Annotated in this window: 13 protein-coding genes; 8 read left to right on the forward strand and 5 right to left on the reverse strand. The window is 57.3% G+C overall.

Annotated features, from left to right (window positions below; all coding sequences use genetic code 11):
- A complete protein-coding gene (locus B8P98_RS08790) occupies positions 1-933 on the reverse strand; it encodes a LysR family transcriptional regulator (RefSeq protein WP_025714776.1) in 933 nt (310 codons plus the stop codon).
- A gap of 214 nt (positions 934-1,147) precedes the next feature.
- Between B8P98_RS08790 and B8P98_RS08795 the strand changes: the two genes are divergently transcribed.
- Together B8P98_RS08795 and B8P98_RS08800 are read left to right on the forward strand one after the other, a co-directional pair.
- A complete protein-coding gene (locus tag B8P98_RS08795; RefSeq protein ID WP_025713897.1) occupies positions 1,148-1,492 on the forward strand; it encodes a DUF3302 domain-containing protein in 345 nt (114 codons plus the stop codon).
- A gap of 1 nt (position 1,493) precedes the next feature.
- Positions 1,494-2,630: an HlyD family secretion protein gene (locus B8P98_RS08800; RefSeq protein WP_025713896.1), complete on the forward strand. Its 1,137-nt coding sequence runs from the start codon at positions 1,494-1,496 to the stop codon at positions 2,628-2,630.
- Between the two features lie 33 nt (positions 2,631-2,663).
- On the opposite strand, the gene setB is transcribed toward B8P98_RS08800, so the two are convergent.
- Positions 2,664-3,845 carry a sugar efflux transporter SetB gene (gene setB, locus B8P98_RS08805; protein WP_025713895.1) on the reverse strand — a complete coding sequence of 394 codons (1,182 nt, stop codon included), beginning with the start codon at positions 3,843-3,845 and terminating at the stop codon, positions 2,664-2,666.
- A 334-nt stretch (positions 3,846-4,179) separates the two neighbouring features.
- On the opposite strand from setB, the gene fruB reads away from it, so the two are divergent.
- The 4 genes from fruB to B8P98_RS08830 all read left to right on the forward strand — a co-directional run bounded on the left by fruB (position 4,180) and on the right by B8P98_RS08830 (position 9,319).
- Positions 4,180-5,310: a fused PTS fructose transporter subunit IIA/HPr protein gene (gene fruB, locus B8P98_RS08815; RefSeq protein WP_048292132.1), complete on the forward strand. Its 1,131-nt coding sequence runs from the start codon at positions 4,180-4,182 to the stop codon at positions 5,308-5,310.
- The gene (gene fruK / locus B8P98_RS08820; RefSeq protein ID WP_004103928.1) at positions 5,311-6,249 is read left to right on the forward strand and encodes a 1-phosphofructokinase; all 939 of its coding nucleotides are present in this window, start codon (positions 5,311-5,313) and stop codon (positions 6,247-6,249) included.
- 16 nt (positions 6,250-6,265) lie between these two features.
- Positions 6,266-7,960 (forward strand): PTS fructose transporter subunit IIBC, encoded by a 1,695-nt coding sequence (gene fruA, locus B8P98_RS08825; RefSeq protein WP_025713892.1) that lies wholly within the window; start codon positions 6,266-6,268, stop codon positions 7,958-7,960.
- Between the two features lie 103 nt (positions 7,961-8,063).
- A protein-coding gene (locus B8P98_RS08830) for an IS3 family transposase (protein ID WP_095032884.1) occupies positions 8,064-9,319 on the forward strand; the annotation gives its coding sequence in 2 pieces (ribosomal slippage) (positions 8,064-8,415 and positions 8,415-9,319; 1,257 coding nt in all).
- 9 nt (positions 9,320-9,328) lie between these two features.
- Here the strand turns inward: B8P98_RS08830 and nfo are convergent.
- Complete coding sequence (nfo, locus tag B8P98_RS08835) at positions 9,329-10,183, reverse strand: deoxyribonuclease IV (RefSeq protein ID WP_095032885.1); 855 nt, start codon at positions 10,181-10,183, stop codon at positions 9,329-9,331.
- A gap of 72 nt (positions 10,184-10,255) precedes the next feature.
- A complete protein-coding gene (locus B8P98_RS08840; protein WP_012967550.1) occupies positions 10,256-11,305 on the reverse strand; it encodes a YeiH family protein in 1,050 nt (349 codons plus the stop codon).
- A gap of 266 nt (positions 11,306-11,571) precedes the next feature.
- Between B8P98_RS08840 and yieE the strand changes: the two genes are divergently transcribed.
- On the forward strand, positions 11,572-12,438 hold the full coding sequence (yieE, locus tag B8P98_RS08850) for a DNA-binding transcriptional regulator YeiE (RefSeq protein WP_095032886.1): 867 nt from the start codon (positions 11,572-11,574) through the stop codon (positions 12,436-12,438).
- Between the two features lie 178 nt (positions 12,439-12,616).
- Entirely contained in the window at positions 12,617-14,086 is a 1,470-nt protein-coding gene (locus B8P98_RS08855; RefSeq protein ID WP_002912929.1) for an amino acid permease, read from the forward strand.
- Positions 14,087-14,136: 50 nt separating this feature from the next.
- Here the strand turns inward: B8P98_RS08855 and B8P98_RS08860 are convergent, their stop codons facing one another.
- Positions 14,137-15,465 (reverse strand): IS4 family transposase, encoded by a 1,329-nt coding sequence (locus B8P98_RS08860; RefSeq protein ID WP_080896980.1) that lies wholly within the window; start codon positions 15,463-15,465, stop codon positions 14,137-14,139.
- Positions 15,466-15,605: the final 140 nt, after the last annotated feature.

Here is a 15,605-nt window from a genome sequence, read left to right on the forward strand (position 1 = left end):
TTAAAGCAGCAGGTGAGACAGATTTTTAATATGGGCGCTGAGGCCGTCGAGCAGCGCCTGCACGCGTAACGGAAGAATGTCCCGCCGCTGGTAGATTAGCCAGGCCTGCAGGTCGATACAGCGCTCTTTTTTCAGACAGGGAACCAGCTGCCCTGCTGCCAGCTCGGTAGCGAGTGAATAATAGGGCGCATACACGATCCCCATCCCCAGCTTCGCCAGCTCCACCGCCGGCAGCGTGTTATCGCACACAAATCCCCCTCTAACGCTGAGGTCGAGCGGCTCGCCGCTTTTACTTTTGAACGTCCAGATATTGTCGCTGCCGCCCAGCATCCGCAGAGTAATGCACTCATGATCCACCAGCGCCTCTGGCTCGGCGAGAGGATGTTGCGCCAGGTAGTCTGGTGAGGCAAAGACGCCGGTACGAAAGCGGGTAAAGGGACGGGCGATAAGATTTTCATTTTGCGGCTTAAAAGGGCTAATCAGCAGATCGCAGTCGCTATTGAAGATCGCGCCGTATTTCTGTTCCCGCTCGCTGGGGTTGCGGGTGACCAGATTGATCTGCAACTGCGGAAGGGTTTTTCTCAACGCTGGCAAAATATATCGCCCAAGAAATTGATGGATGCCGATAGGGGCCCCGAGGGTGACTGCGCCCTGCAGCGTGTTCTTATAACGGTCGGCAAGGTTGATAAGCTGCTCGTGCTGCTCAAGAACGGCGCGGCTGGCGTGAATAAACTGTTCGCCAAACTCGGTGCGCACCAGTTCTTTAGCGGTGCGCAGGAAAATAGCCAGCCCGACTTTCCGCTCCACGCTGGTCAGCGTTCGTGAGACGTTAGACTGGGGCATATTCAGGCGCTGAGCGGCCCGGCTCACGCTGGCGGTTTCGGCGATGGTGCTGATGATTCTGAGTTCATCCATTTTGAAGTCTTTCAACATCTTATCGCTGCCTGATATCAGTAATATATCAAAAATGATATACCAGTTTGGCGGAATTGCCATGTGATTTATTTTATCGCTAACCGTATGATGACGTTTGCGTTGAACCGTCCAATTATTTAAGGAAAGCTGTGCGTTTTATCGCTTCTTTTGTGGTTCTCGATGTTATTAACAATAACGATTTCCCAGCTGACTTACAGAGTGTATATGCACCATGCTGCTTAATTATTTTGCTTTGTTTGTATTAATACTGGTTTTTCTTATATTATTTTATGGAGTGATTATTATCCACGATATTCCCTATCACATCGCGCAAAAACGGCAGCATCCTCATCAGGACGCGATTCATGTGGCGGGCTGGATAAGCCTGTTTACCCTGCATGCTATCTGGCCTTTTTTGTGGATTTGGGCCACGCTGTACCGCCCCGACCGTGGTTGGGGAATGGCGTCGCAGACCGAGGGCCAGCAGCAGCGAGTAGCGCTTGAACAACGTATTGCGTTACTTGAAGCGGCATTAAAAAACAGCCAGCAAGCGTCAGCGGGGAATAACGAGAAATAATATGGATCTGTTAATTATCCTTTGCTATGTCGCTATCGCCTGGGGCGTTTTTAAGATATTTCGTATTCCGGTAAATAAATGGACGATCCCCACGGCTATATTAGGCGGGATTGTGGTCGTAGGCGCGTTAATATTAACAATGAACTATAACCACCCCTATACGATGCGGGCGCAAAAAATTGTGGTTTCTGTTCCGATGGTGCCGCAGGTCTCAGGCGAGGTGGTGGAGGTCACCAGTAAAACCAACGTGTTATTAAAGAAGGGCGAACTGCTGTTCCGCATCGATGACACCCGTTATCGCGCGCGGCTGAACAAGCTGAAAGCCGATCTGGCGGCCGAGGAGGCGACGCTGCGGGCGAAGCAGGCAACCATTGACGATGCCAGCGCCCGAGTTCAGCAGGCGCAAGCGGAGTACGATCGCGTTACCCGCGATTATCAGCGTTATGCCCAGGGGGCGGCTATGCCGGTCAATCCTTTCTCGGAACAGGATGTGACTCACGCGAGGCAGCAGGTGCAGATCCAGACGGCGGTATTGCAGGCGGCGAAAGCGCAGTTACAAAACGCCAGAGAGCAGGTGTCGGGCCGCTATCACGGGCTGGATGCCAACATTGCCAGTCTGAAATCACAGATCCTTGAGGCGGAGTATAATCTGGCGCAAACCGTGGTTCGTGCGCCGAGCGACGGCTATGTCACACAGCTACTGGCGCGACCGGGGATGACCGCAGTGCGTCTGCCCTTCAAGCCGGTGCTGGTGTTCATCCCCCAGCAAAAGCGCCAGGTGGTCGCGGTATTTCGCCAGAACTCGGTCCTGCGACTGACGGCCGGGGACAGCGCGGAAGTTGTCTTTAACGGTCTGCCGGGCAGCGTCTACAGCGGGAAGGTTTCGCGGGTGCTGCCGACCGTTCCGGACGGTAGCTATCAGGCCAGCGGTGCATTGCAGGGGCTGAACGCCGGGGCAGGGAAAGAGGGTATCTATGTGCTGATTGATCTTGATCCGCACCCGGAAGTGGAACATTTACCGGACGGGGTTAGCGCGCAGGCGGCGGTCTATACCGATTATTTTGCCCATGTGTCGATTATGCGCAAAGTCCTGCTGCGAATGACCAGCTGGCTGCATTACCTCTATCTGGATCATTAACTTGCATTGCCCGGCCAGGGCCGGGCAATGTGTTTACACGTCCCTGATCCGCCACAGGCAGGCCTGAGTGGCTACGCCCATCGCCAGCGCAATCCAGAACACCGCATGATAGCTCCATATCTCTGCCACCACCCCCGCCAGTGAACCGGCGATGATCCAGCCGACGCGAGTCGTATTGGTATAGAGAGTGGTGGCCGCACCCGCCTGCCCGGGCATCAGATCCTGGAAATAGAGCATGCCGATCCCGGCGAGGATCCCAATATAAATGGCGTTCAGCGCCTGCATTGCCAGCAGCAGCGCCGGTGTATGCACCGTCAGCATCCCCACGTAAAACAGCACCCCGGCGACTGCAGAAAGACGCATCAGAAAGCGTTTGCCGAAGCGCCGGGCGTAGTAACCGGCAATCAGCATCGTGGGGATTTCCAGTCCAGCGGCGGTACCCATCATCAGTCCGGCCAGATTTTCCGGCAGATGCAGCTCGTTAATGATAAACAGCGGCATATTAATGATATACAGGCTGTTGGTGCCCCACATCAGCGTGCAGATGCTGAACAGCAGCAGCGCATCGCGGCGGTGCGTGCGCGGGGCTTCCAGTCGCCCGGTCGCCACCGGCTTTGCTTTGCGCATGCTGGGCAAGAACAGCCAGACCATGACCCCGCAGACGATAAACGCCGCCGCGGCGCTGAGATACATCGCGGTAAAGCCAAACCCCATCGCCAGGGCATAGGCCAGCGGGGGGCCAATCACCCATGCCAGCGAGACCTGGGCACGTAAAATGGAGCTGAACATGACCGCTTCCCGGCCGGTCCTGTCGGCGTGCTCGCGCGCCAGGGCAAACATCTGCGGGTTGGCGGTCGAGCCAAAGCTGCTGAGAAAAACGCCGATGAACAGCAAGATGAAGTAGTTGCGGTTCCAGGCAAAGAGTACGCAGGCCAGCACCCCCAGCAGGCAGCAGACGACAATCAGCTGCTTGCGGTCGCCCTGACGATCGGAGCGGCCGGCGAGGAACTGGCTGACCAGAATGCCAATAACCGCGCTGCCGGTAAAAAAGAAGCCGACCATCGCCGGACGGACGTGTACTTCGTTGGTCAAAAACAGGCTCAGGGTTGGGGTTTGCAATGCCCCGGCAATGCCTGTCAGAAAGGCGACGATCAAGAAGGCGGAAGAGGTTACATCGAACCCGCGTCGGGGAAGGGCGGCGCTACGGTTTTGCATGTTCGGTTTTCTGTAGTTTCAGGAGACGGCGCGGAGTTTACGCCTGCTGGCTGAAAATAAACAGTAGTATGGCACGATAAATTAAAAAGCTGTTTCAAAATATAAGGTTCAGCAAAAAGCTGACGCCAGGAGTGAAAGTGCGGATCGGCTTCAGCAAAAATGTGCTGTATCTCTAAGTTCTGCGATCAAGTCGCTGACGTACCTTGCGCGTTGAGCAAGAAAGGTACAGAATTCTTGAAACGTTTCAGCGTCATTCGACAATCCGTTCACCGTCAGATGGCGCCTTTTTTCTCAAGTTAGCTGAAACGATTCAATTCAGCAGGAGAGGAGAACCATGTTCCAGTTATCTGTGCAGGATATTCATCCCGGCCAGCAGGCCGGTAATAAAGAAGAGGCCATCCGGCAGGTCGCCGCCGCGCTGGTCAGCGCCGGCAACGTGGCTGATGGCTATGTGAACGGCATGCTGGCACGCGAGCAGCAGACCTCGACCTTCCTCGGCAACGGGATTGCGATCCCGCACGGCACGACGGACACCCGTGACCAGGTGCTGAAGACCGGCGTCCAGGTGTTTCAGTTCCCGCAGGGCGTCACCTGGGGGGAAGGGCAGACCGCCTATGTGGCGATCGGTATTGCCGCCAGTTCAGATGAACACCTCGGCCTGCTGCGTCAGCTGACCCATGTGCTGAGCGATGACGCGGTCGCCGCCCAGCTGCAGTCAGCGACCACCGCGGAAGAGCTGCGTGCGCTGCTGATGGGAGAGAAGCAGAGCGAAGCGCTGAAGCTGGACAACGAGACCCTCAGTCTCGACGTCGCGGCCAGCGATCTGCTGACGCTGCAGGCGCTGAACGCCGCGCGTCTGAAAGAGGTGGGCGCCGCCGATACCGCTTTCGTTAGCCACGTCATTAACGACACGCCGCTGAACCTCGGTCAGGGCATCTGGCTGAACGACAGTGCGGAAGGCAATCTGCGCAGCGCTGTGGCGGTTAGCCGCGCCGCTAACGCCTTCACCCGCGACGATCAGCCGGTTTCCCTGCTGGTCACAGTGGCAATGGTTGACGAGCAGCCGACCGCGGTGCTGAACCGCCTGAGCAAACTGCTGCTGGACAAGAAAGCTGACCATCTGCTGAAAGCCGATGCCGCCACCGTGCTGGCGCTGCTGACCAGCGACGATGCCATTGCCGAAGATGTGCTGAGCGCCGAGTTCGTGGTGCGCAATGAGCACGGCCTGCACGCCCGTCCGGGCACCATGCTGGTCAACACCATTAAACAATTTTCCAGCGACATTACCGTCACCAATCTCGACGGTTCCGGCAAGCCGGCTAATGGCCGCAGCCTGATGAAGGTCGTGGCGCTGGGTGTGAAAAAAGGTCACCGTCTGCGCTTTACCGCGCAAGGTGAGGATGCGCAACAAGCGCTGGATGCGATTGGCGAAGCGATCGCCGCAGGCCTTGGGGAGGGCGCATAAATGAGCAGACGTGTAGCAACTATTACTTTAAACCCGGCATACGATCTGGTGGGGTTCACCCCGGAGATTGAACGCGGCGAAGTGAACCTGGTGCGCACCACCGGCCTGCACGCGGCCGGGAAAGGCATCAACGTCGCAAAAGTGCTGAAAGATCTTGGTATTGACGTCACCGTTGGCGGCTTCCTCGGTAAAGACAACCAGGACGGCTTTCAGCAGCTGTTCAGTGAGCTGGGCATCGCCAACCGTTTCCAGGTGGTGCAGGGCCGCACCCGCATCAACGTTAAGCTGACGGAAAAAGATGGCGAAGTAACCGATTTTAACTTCTCCGGCTTTGAAGTGACCCCGGGCGACTGGGAACGCTTCGTCAACGACTCCCTGAGCTGGCTCGGGCAGTTCGATATGGTCTGCGTCAGCGGCAGCCTGCCGTCTGGCGTTAGCCCGGAAGCCTTCACCGACTGGATGACCCGTCTGCGCAGCCAGTGCCCATGCATCATTTTCGACAGCAGCCGCGAAGCGCTGGTTGCCGGACTGAAAGCGGCGCCGTGGCTGGTGAAACCGAACCGGCGCGAGCTGGAGATTTGGGCTGGCCGTAAGCTGCCGGAGATGAAAGATGTTATCGAAGCCGCCCATGCGCTGCGTGAGCAGGGTATCGCCCACGTGGTGATTTCGCTGGGCGAAGAGGGCGCGCTGTGGGTTAACGCCTCCGGTGAATGGATTGCCAAACCGCCTTCAGTGGAAGTGGTCAGCACCGTCGGCGCTGGCGATTCGATGGTGGGCGGCCTGATTTACGGCCTGCTGATGCGTGAATCCAGCGAGCATACCCTGCGCCTGGCGACCGCCGTCGCAGCCCTGGCCGTCAGCCAGAGCAATGTCGGTATTACCGACCGTACCCAGTTGGCCGCGATGATGGCGCGCGTCGACTTACAACCCTTTAATTGACAGCAGGAGAGGCATAATGAAAACGCTGCTGATTATTGATGCCGGACTCGGACAGGCGCGCGCCTATATGGCGAAAACCCTGCTGGGGGCCGCGGCGCCAAAAGCGCGCCTTGAACTGATTGATAACCCGAATGACGCCGAACTGGCCATCGTGCTGGGGACCGCGTTGCCGGCCGATAGCGCGCTGAATGGCAAAAACGTCTATCTGGGCGACATTAACCGTGCTGTCGCCCATCCGGAGCTGTTCCTGGGAGAGGCGAAAGACCACGCTAAACCCTACGTTGCGCCAGCGGCGGTAGCCGTTCCGGCCGCCGCTCAGGGGCAGAAACGTATTGTCGCCGTCACCGCCTGTCCGACCGGTGTTGCCCATACCTTTATGGCGGCAGAAGCTATCGAAACCGAAGCGAAAAAACGCGGCTGGTGGGTGAAAGTGGAAACCCGTGGCTCCGTCGGCGCTGGCAATGCCATCACCCCGGAAGAGGTGGCCGAGGCGGATCTGGTGATCGTCGCCGCCGATATCGAGGTAGACCTGGCAAAATTTGCCGGCAAGCCGATGTACCGCACCACCACCGGTCTGGCGCTGAAGAAAACCGCCCAGGAGCTGGATAAAGCGGTGGCCGAAGCCAAAACCTATCAGCCATCCGGCAAACCGCAGGCGGCTGCTGAAGGGAAAAAAGAGTCGGCGGGCGCCTATCGCCACCTGCTGACCGGCGTCTCCTACATGCTGCCGATGGTAGTGGCCGGGGGCCTGTGTATCGCGCTCTCCTTTGCCTTCGGGATCAAAGCGTTTGAAGTGAAAGACACGCTGGCGGCGGCGCTGATGCAAATCGGCGGCGGCTCGGCCTTCGCGCTGATGGTGCCGGTGCTGGCAGGCTTTATCGCCTTCTCCATTGCCGACCGTCCGGGTCTGACCCCGGGTCTTATCGGCGGTATGCTGGCGGTTAGCGGCGGCTCTGGCTTTATCGGCGGGATCATTGCCGGTTTCCTTGCCGGTTACGTGGCGAAAGCCATCAGTACGAAGCTGAAACTGCCGCAGAGTATGGAAGCGCTGAAGCCTATCCTGATCATTCCGCTGGTCTCCAGCCTGATCGTGGGCCTGGCGATGATCTACCTCATCGGTAAACCGGTCTCCGGTATCCTCGCCTGGCTGACCCACTGGCTGCAAACCATGGGCACCGCCAACGCGGTTCTGCTGGGTGCGATCCTCGGTGGGATGATGTGTACCGACATGGGTGGCCCGGTAAACAAAGCGGCTTACGCTTTCGGCGTTGGCCTGTTGAGTACCCAGACCTACGCGCCGATGGCGGCGATCATGGCGGCCGGTATGGTGCCTCCGCTGGCGATGGGTATCGCCACGCTGGTGGCGCGCAACAAGTTCGATAAAGGGCAACGCGAAGGGGGTAAAGCCGCACTGGTTCTCGGCCTGTGCTTTATCTCGGAAGGGGCGATTCCTTTTGCCGCCCGCGATCCGATGCGCGTTCTGCCGTGCTGTATCGTCGGCGGCGCGGTAACCGGCGCTATCTCCATGGCGGTCGGCGCGAAACTGATGGCGCCGCACGGCGGTCTGTTTGTCCTGCTGATCCCAGGGGCGATTACGCCGGTGCTGGGCTACCTGCTGGCGATTGTTGTCGGAACGCTGGTGGCGGGCCTCTCCTACGCTGTGCTGAAACGCCCGGAAGCGCAGGCAGCAGAAGTCGAAAAAGCGGCATAATCCATCCGCAAGAAAAAAAGGGCCGATCGTTCGGCCCTTTTTTACGTCTATGACCCGTCCTGAATAGCGTTGACACGTTCCTGACTTAAATCCGGAGAACGTGATGATGACTGAGTTCAAACGCACCCAACGTGATTATCCTCTATCCTTTAAAATAGCTGTTGTAGAGCAAGTTGAAAAAGGCGAGATGACCTATAAACAGGCCCAGCAGCGGTATGGCATTCAGGGGCGCTCCACCGTTCTTGTCTGGCTGCGTAAATATGGCCGGCTTGACTGGAGCCCCGTACTTCCTGACAAGGTGAAGAGGAAACTGCCCGTGGCCCAGACGACTATCCCGCTTACACCCGAGCAAAGAATCAGGGAACTTGAAGAACAGCTTGAGCTGGCAAACCAGAAAGCTGAGTTTTTTGAGTCGGTTATCAATGTTCTGAAAAATGATTACGGGGTAAGTGTCGTAAAAAAGCGGCCCGGCAAGTGCTCGCGCAAAGTCCGGCCCCAAAAATAACCGTTACGCGTGCATGCCAGTTTCTGGGGCACAGCAGACAGGCGTGGTATCAGGACAATACAAGACGCACAAAACGACAGGAACAATATGCTCATGTCCTTGATTTTGTTTCCCGGGTCAGGTGTCGTCAGCCACGAATCGGTACACGTAAACTGCACTATCTGCTGAACACTCAGGTCGGCAAAAGGCTGAATATCGGACGGGACCGTCTGTTTAGACTGCTGAGCGAACACCGGCTCCTGGTGCCAGTGAAACGGGCATATCACAAAACCACCAACAGCCATCATCGATTTTACCGGCATCCTAATCTGCTGAAACCCGGCCCTGAACAAGCTACCGCCCTTGAACCAGAACAGGTCTGGGTCGCTGATATAACTTACCTTCCGCTGTGCAGCGGCACGGCTTATCTGAGTCTGGTCACTGATGCCTGCTCCAGAAAAATCGTGGGTTACCATGTTGGGGAGAACCTGCAGACAGAAAACGTGGTAAAAGCGTTAAGACAAGCACTGAGGGGGAGAAAAACGACAGGTCCGCTGGTCCATCACTCTGACAGAGGACTGCAATACTGTTCGGTACTTTATCAGTCAGTTCATGAGAGAAATGGGATAACCTGTTCAATGACCGATGGTTATGACTGCTACCAGAATGCGCTGGCTGAGCGGGTAAACGGTATCCTGAAAAATGAATTTTTACTCTCGCGCCCTGCGGACCTGGCGCAGGCCCGGGAAATGGTAAAAGAATCCGTGTCAATTTATAACCATGAGCGGCCACACCTGGCCCTGAAATACAAAACGCCCGATGAAGTTCATCAGGCGTTTTACAGACGAAAAGCTGTCAACCTATATCAGGACTAGTCACTATATTTACGCCACTTCGGCGATCTGCTGCGCCCGCAGCCAGGCAATCTCTTCCGCCCAGATATCCGGGTTGATGGTTTCCAGAATCAGCGGAATGCCGTCGAAGCGGCTGTCCTGCATAATCCAGCTGAAGCAGTCGTGGCCGATATTGCCTTCCCCCAGGCTGTGGTGTCGGTCGACCCGGCTGCCGAAGGTACTCTTGGCATCGTTGAGATGCATCCCGCGCAGATACTGAAAGCCAACGATGCGATCGAAGGCGGCGAAGGTTTTTTCGCAGGCTTCGGCGCTGCGCAGATCGTAGCCGGCGGCGAAGGCGTGACAGGTATCGATGCAGACGCCGACGCGGGATTTATCTTCCACCCCGTCGATGATGGCCGCGAGGTGCTCGAACTTAAAGCCGAGGTTGCTGCCCTGGCCGGCGGTATTTTCGATAACCGCTGTGACGCCTTCGGTCTTCGCCAGCGCGATATTGATCGATTCGGCGATGCGCGCCAGGCACGCCTCCTCCGGGATCTGCTGCAGATGGCTGCCGGGGTGGAAGTTGAGCAGCGTCAGCCCCAGCTGCTGACAGCGGGTCAGTTCATCGATGAAGGCATCACGGGATTTTTCCAGCGCCTCTTCCACCGGGTGGCCGAGGTTAATCAGGTAGCTGTCGTGCGGCAGGATCTGCCCGGGGCCAAAGTGATACTTTTCACAGGCGGCTTTGAATTCGGCGATGGTCTCATCGCTGAGCGGCGCGGCGCGCCACTGGCGCTGGTTCTTGGTGAAGAGGGCGAAGGCGGTTGCTTCGATTTCGGCGGCGCGAATGGCGGCATTGGCCAGTCCACCTGAGGCGCTTACGTGCGCTCCTACGTATTTCATAAAAAAAACTCCAGTTAAAGCCGCTGGGGGGTGGGTAATGATAGCGGCTTAACTGGAGAAAGATGTAGTGCTTTATGCCATCAGGCTGTGGATAGCGACGTTAATGGCCCCGCCGCCGACAATCAGCCAGACGAAGAGCATCAGCGCCATCAGCAGCGGTTTCGCCCCGGCTTTTTTCAGCGCGCTGACGTGAGTGGTGACCCCGAGGGCGGCCATCGCCATCGCCAGCAGAACGGTATCCAGCGTCACCAGCATATCCACCACGGCTTTCGGCAGCAGATGGAAGGAGTTAAACACCGCCACCAGGATGAACATAATGGCGAACCACGGAATGGTGATTTTGCTTTTCTCGCCGTTACCTGCCGGGGTCAGCTGTTTAACACGCGCCGCCAGGAACAGCAGGAACGGAGCCAGCATCATCACGCGCAGCATTTTGGCGATCACCGCCGCGTTCTCGGCGTCCGGGCTGACCGCATGGCCGGCGGCAACCACCTGCGCCACTTCATGCATGGTGGAACCCATATAGATCCCGTAGGTCTCCGGGGTGAACCAGTGCGCCAGCAGCGGATACATCGCCGGGTAGAGGAAGATGGCGATGGTACCGAAAATCACCACCGTGGCGACGGCGACCGTCACTTTACTGGCTTCGGCTTTGACCACCGGCTCGGTGGCGAGCACGGCCGCCGCGCCGCAGATGCTGCTGCCGGCGCCGATCAGCCAGCTGGTGTGTTTGTCGAGACCAAACACCTTCTGGCCAAGGAAGCAGGCGATGAAAAAGGTGCTGGAGAGCGTCAGAACGTCAATCAAAATACCGCTCACGCCGACGTCGGCAATCTGGGCGAACGTCAGGCGGAAGCCGTAGAGGATGATCCCCAGGCGCAGCAGATGCTGCTTGGCGAAGATCACCCCGCCGTCGCAGGGCTGCCAGATTTTCGGATAGACCGTGTTGCCGACGACCATCCCGAACAGGATAGCGAGGGTCAGGGCGCTAAAGCCTGCGCCGGCGATGGCCGGGAAACTCCCGGCCCACAGGGCGGCGCCGGTCAGCGCGGCGGTCAGCGCCAGGCCTGGGACAAAATGCCACAGGGAACGATGTTTGGTGGGTAAAGTGAGTGCTGTCATAACCTTCTCCTTTGTCTGCCTAAAGGTTACGCCGCGCGCGGTTAAATATAAAATTGATTATATGTTTATAATCAATCGTAATAAGTGGTTAAGGACCGCATCGTCGCTGACAAGGGGGCAGGGGAGCGATGCGGCGAAAGCGGGGTGGTTTCTCCGGCAAGATGATGATTTTGTGACATAAGCGGATTTTCCTTCCTTCAGCCGCCTCGATTTGTGTCACCATAGTAAGGAAGGTTATTCAGGTTGGATTACTAAACGGGTGGGTTATGCATATTACGCTGCGGCAGCTGGAAGTGTTCGCCGAAGTCCACAAGAGTGGCTCAACCACTCAGGCGTCACAGATGCTGGCGCTTTCGCAATCTGCGGTCAGCGCCGCGCTGACCGATCTGGAAGGGCAGCTCGGCGTGCAGCTGTTTGACCGCGTCGGTAAACGGCTGGTGGTGAATGAGCACGGACGGCTGCTGTACCCACGTGCGCTGGCGCTGCTGGAGCGGGCGCTGGAGATCGAACAGCTGTTTCGCGGCGACAACGGGGCGATCCGGGTCTACGCCAGCAGCACTATCGGCAACTATATTATGCCGGAGATCATCGCCCGTTATCGCCATGACTTCCCGGATTTGCCGGTCGAACTGAGCGTTGGCAACAGTCTGGATGTGATCAACGCTGTCGCCGACCTGCGGGTGGATTTCGGTTTGATAGAAGGGCCATGCCATGCCGCCGATATTATTGCCGAGCCGTGGCTGGAAGATGAGCTGGTGGTGTTCGCCGCCCCCAACTCACCGCTGCTGGCGGGGGAGGTGACCCTGCAGCAGCTGGCCGAGGCGCCATGGATCCTGCGCGAGCATGGGTCCGGTACCCGGGAGATTGTCGATTATGTACTGCTGTCGCATCTGCCGGCGTTTCATATGGGCATGGAGCTGGGCAATTCGGAGGCGATCAAGCACGCCGTCCGGCATGGCCTGGGCATCAGCTGTTTATCGCGGCGGGTAATTGCCGAACAGCTGGCTGCGGGCACGCTGGCGGAGCTGAAGGTGCCGCTGCCCAGGCTGACGCGCACGCTGTGGCGGATCCATCACCGGCAGAAGCATATTTCCAAAGCATTACAACGTTTTCTGCACTATTGCCAGGTGTAGAAACCTGGTTTTTACGCTCGCTAACGGGGGGAATTCGCTGGCAATTCCGCAGGTTAGTGCTTTACTAATAATTTGCGGGCGATCATGAAGCTCTCTTATAACTTTGCATTTGTACCGGATGGAACCCCGATCGTCTGCTACAATCGCGCCTCATTTTTTGGATGGATAGCATTATCACATGGTTTCGGAAACTAAAACCACAGAAGCGCCCACGCTACGTCGTGAACTAAAGGCGCGCCACTTGACCATGATCGCCATCGGCGGTTCCATCGGTACGGGTCTTTTTGTTGCCTCTGGCGCAACGATTTCGCAGGCAGGTCCCGGCGGGGCGCTGCTGTCTTATATTCTGATCGGTTTGATGGTCTATTTCCTGATGACCAGCCTGGGTGAACTGGCGGCGTTTATGCCGGTATCCGGTTCTTTCGCCACCTACGGGCAGAATTATGTGGAAGAAGGCTTCGGCTTCGCGCTGGGCTGGAACTACTGGTACAACTGGGCGGTAACGATCGCCGTTGACCTTGTCGCCTCACAGCTGGTGATGAGCTACTGGTTCCCTGACACGCCGGGCTGGATCTGGAGCGCCTTGTTCCTCGGCATTATGTTCCTGCTGAACTGGATCTCGGTGCGCGGCTTTGGCGAGGCGGAATACTGGTTCTCGCTGATTAAAGTGGCCACCGTTATCATCTTTATCATCGTCGGCGTGATGATGATTGTCGGTATCTTCAAAGGGGCACAGCCGGCCGGCTGGAGCAACTGGGGGATCGCGGATGCGCCGTTTGCCGGCGGCTTCTCGGCGATGATCGGCGTGGCGATGATTGTCGGCTTCTCTTTCCAGGGCACCGAGCTTATTGGTATCGCCGCCGGTGAGTCTGAGAATCCGGAGAAGAACATTCCGCGCGCGGTGCGCCAGGTCTTCTGGCGTATCCTGCTGTTCTATGTTTTCGCGATCCTGATTATCAGCCTGATCATTCCGTATACCGATCCGAGCCTGCTGCGCAATGATGTGAAGGATATTTCCGTCAGCCCGTTCACCCTGGTGTTCCAGCATGCAGGTCTGCTGTCGGCGGCGGCGATCATGAACGCCGTTATCCTGACTGCCGTGCTGTCGGCGGGTAACTCCGGGATGTACGCCTCCACGCGTATGCTGTATACCCTGGCGTGCGACGGTAAAGCACCGCGCATTTTCTCGAAGCTGTCGCGTGGCGGCGTGCCGCGCAACGCGCTGTACGCGACCACCGTTATCGCAGCGCTGTGCTTCCTGACGTCGATGTTTGGCAACCAGACGGTATACCTGTGGCTGCTGAACACCTCCGGGATGACGGGCTTTATCGCCTGGCTGGGGATTGCGATCAGCCATTATCGTTTCCGTCGCGGCTACGTCCTGCAGGGTAACGATATTAATAATCTGCCGTATCGTTCCGGGTTCTTCCCGCTGGGGCCGATCTTCGCCTTCGTGCTGTGCCTGATTATCACCCTCGGACAGAACTACGAAGCGTTCCTCAAGGACACCATTGACTGGGGCGGCGTGGCGGCGACCTACATCGGTATTCCGCTGTTCCTCGTCATCTGGTTTGGATACAAACTGGCGAAAGGCACCCGCTTTGTTCGCTATAGCGAGATGACCTTCCCGGACCGCTTTAAGCGTTAATCTTCGCGATTGTGCGTAAAAGGCCCTCTGAAAAGAGTAATGCCAGTCAGTTAAGCAACTGACTGGCCCTTTCTCAGGGCGGTGGTGTATTTCTGAGGCCTCTCTTTCACCACCCTTGGGAAGACCCTTTCCCTCCTTATCGGTAACTTGACTAACTGCCCCATACTTTCAAGATCACGCATCAACTCCGGGATACGACCCGGTGAAGCGCCCTGCAACGTCATTAGCATCCGCATCACCATCCCGCAGGACTCTGAGAAGCTCAGCTGATTTGGCCAGTATCCTTTCAGTTGCCCTGCCATTTTAATCATCTGATATCTCACCAGATTATAAGCCAGCAACACGCCCCACAACTCCTGCTCCACAAGCTCCGGCTTTTTACTTCTCAGTGTCAACCTGCTCAGTTGCATCGTCTGCTTTATCTCCCGGTAACCCAGCTCAATTTCCCAGCGATAGCTATACAGATCCGCCATTTCCCCGCCGGGGTAGCGCATGGCGTCCGTCATCGACGTCAGCAGATGGCAGACTTTTCCTTTGCGCGTGATGGTCAGCAGGCGGGCTGTCATCTCATTTCCCAGACCCGGCCACTTTTTTCGTGCCTGCGGGCTGGTTTTCAGCTTCACCAGGTGGTCGCCTTTACCCAGTTTTCTGACCTCTTCGTACTGCGCGCCTTTTTTCAGAGGGATCAGCCAGTGCCGGTGTTCTCCCGCCTGGTTCCATGCGTTCAGCAGACCCAGTGAGTAATAGCCTTTATCCATTAGCGTCAGGGTGTTATCGCCGGTTTGCTCTATAAGTTTCTCCGCGAGCGCATTTTCGCTGTCTTTCATCGTGCCGAAGGCTGCTGCCGTCAGCAGATGGCTGGTCAGCTCCATCTGGCAGACCATTTTAACCTGTGGGTAGAGTGCCGGGTTTCCGCCATGCGTCTGGCGGGGGAAGGCGATATCGTTCTCTGGTGTGTCCGGTGTGCGCCAGAACACACCATCAATGGCCAGCAGGGTCAGGCCGCACCAGTGTGGATGCGGCGTGGCGTTATGCCAGAGCTGTGCTGTCTGCGAGAATACGCGGCGGACGGCTTCGCTTCCCAGACGCTGACGGGCCTGGATCACCGCGCTGGGGGCGACGAAGGGACGACTGCCCGGCAGCATGATGTCCAGACGGTTGACGATCTGATGAAGGGGTTCTTTACGTTCAAGCGCCATGCCGACAATGCACCAGACCATCATTTCCAGCGGCAGGCGACGCTTGCGCAGGGTGACGGTACCGGCTTCGGCCAGACAGCGGGAAATGAGTTCCGGGTCCAGATAGTCGCCCAGAGAAGTCAGTGGGTTACGCAGAGAATCGTAACGGGATACCAGATCAAGAGCCTGTCCAATGTGCATAAAAAAATCCGGAAACGGGTGAGCATTTCCGGATTCTTACACAGCCACTGGATCGATCAACTGATCCTTAACTGATCGGCATTACTCTGAAAAGAGGGCTTTTTTTATGTCTGTGCGGTTACAGCTTGTCACAATTCTTC

This window comes from Klebsiella quasivariicola, assembly GCF_002269255.1.
GTDB lineage: Bacteria > Pseudomonadota > Gammaproteobacteria > Enterobacterales > Enterobacteriaceae > Klebsiella > Klebsiella quasivariicola.

Bases quoted from the DNA above. Each gene is read 5' to 3' on its own strand.
- B8P98_RS08790 (WP_025714776.1), bottom strand. From the start codon at position 933: ATGTTGAAAGACTTCAAAATGGATGAACTCAGAATCATCAGCACCATC.
- B8P98_RS08795 (WP_025713897.1), top strand. From the start codon at position 1,148: ATGCTGCTTAATTATTTTGCTTTGTTTGTATTAATACTGGTTTTTCTT.
- B8P98_RS08800 (WP_025713896.1), top strand. From the start codon at position 1,494: ATGGATCTGTTAATTATCCTTTGCTATGTCGCTATCGCCTGGGGCGTT.
- setB (WP_025713895.1), bottom strand. From the start codon at position 3,845: ATGCAAAACCGTAGCGCCGCCCTTCCCCGACGCGGGTTCGATGTAACC.
- fruB (WP_048292132.1), top strand. From the start codon at position 4,180: ATGTTCCAGTTATCTGTGCAGGATATTCATCCCGGCCAGCAGGCCGGT.
- fruK (WP_004103928.1), top strand. From the start codon at position 5,311: ATGAGCAGACGTGTAGCAACTATTACTTTAAACCCGGCATACGATCTG.
- fruA (WP_025713892.1), top strand. From the start codon at position 6,266: ATGAAAACGCTGCTGATTATTGATGCCGGACTCGGACAGGCGCGCGCC.
- nfo (WP_095032885.1), bottom strand. From the start codon at position 10,183: ATGAAATACGTAGGAGCGCACGTAAGCGCCTCAGGTGGACTGGCCAAT.
- B8P98_RS08840 (WP_012967550.1), bottom strand. From the start codon at position 11,305: ATGACAGCACTCACTTTACCCACCAAACATCGTTCCCTGTGGCATTTT.
- yieE (WP_095032886.1), top strand. From the start codon at position 11,572: ATGCATATTACGCTGCGGCAGCTGGAAGTGTTCGCCGAAGTCCACAAG.
- B8P98_RS08855 (WP_002912929.1), top strand. From the start codon at position 12,617: ATGGTTTCGGAAACTAAAACCACAGAAGCGCCCACGCTACGTCGTGAA.
- B8P98_RS08860 (WP_080896980.1), bottom strand. From the start codon at position 15,465: ATGCACATTGGACAGGCTCTTGATCTGGTATCCCGTTACGATTCTCTG.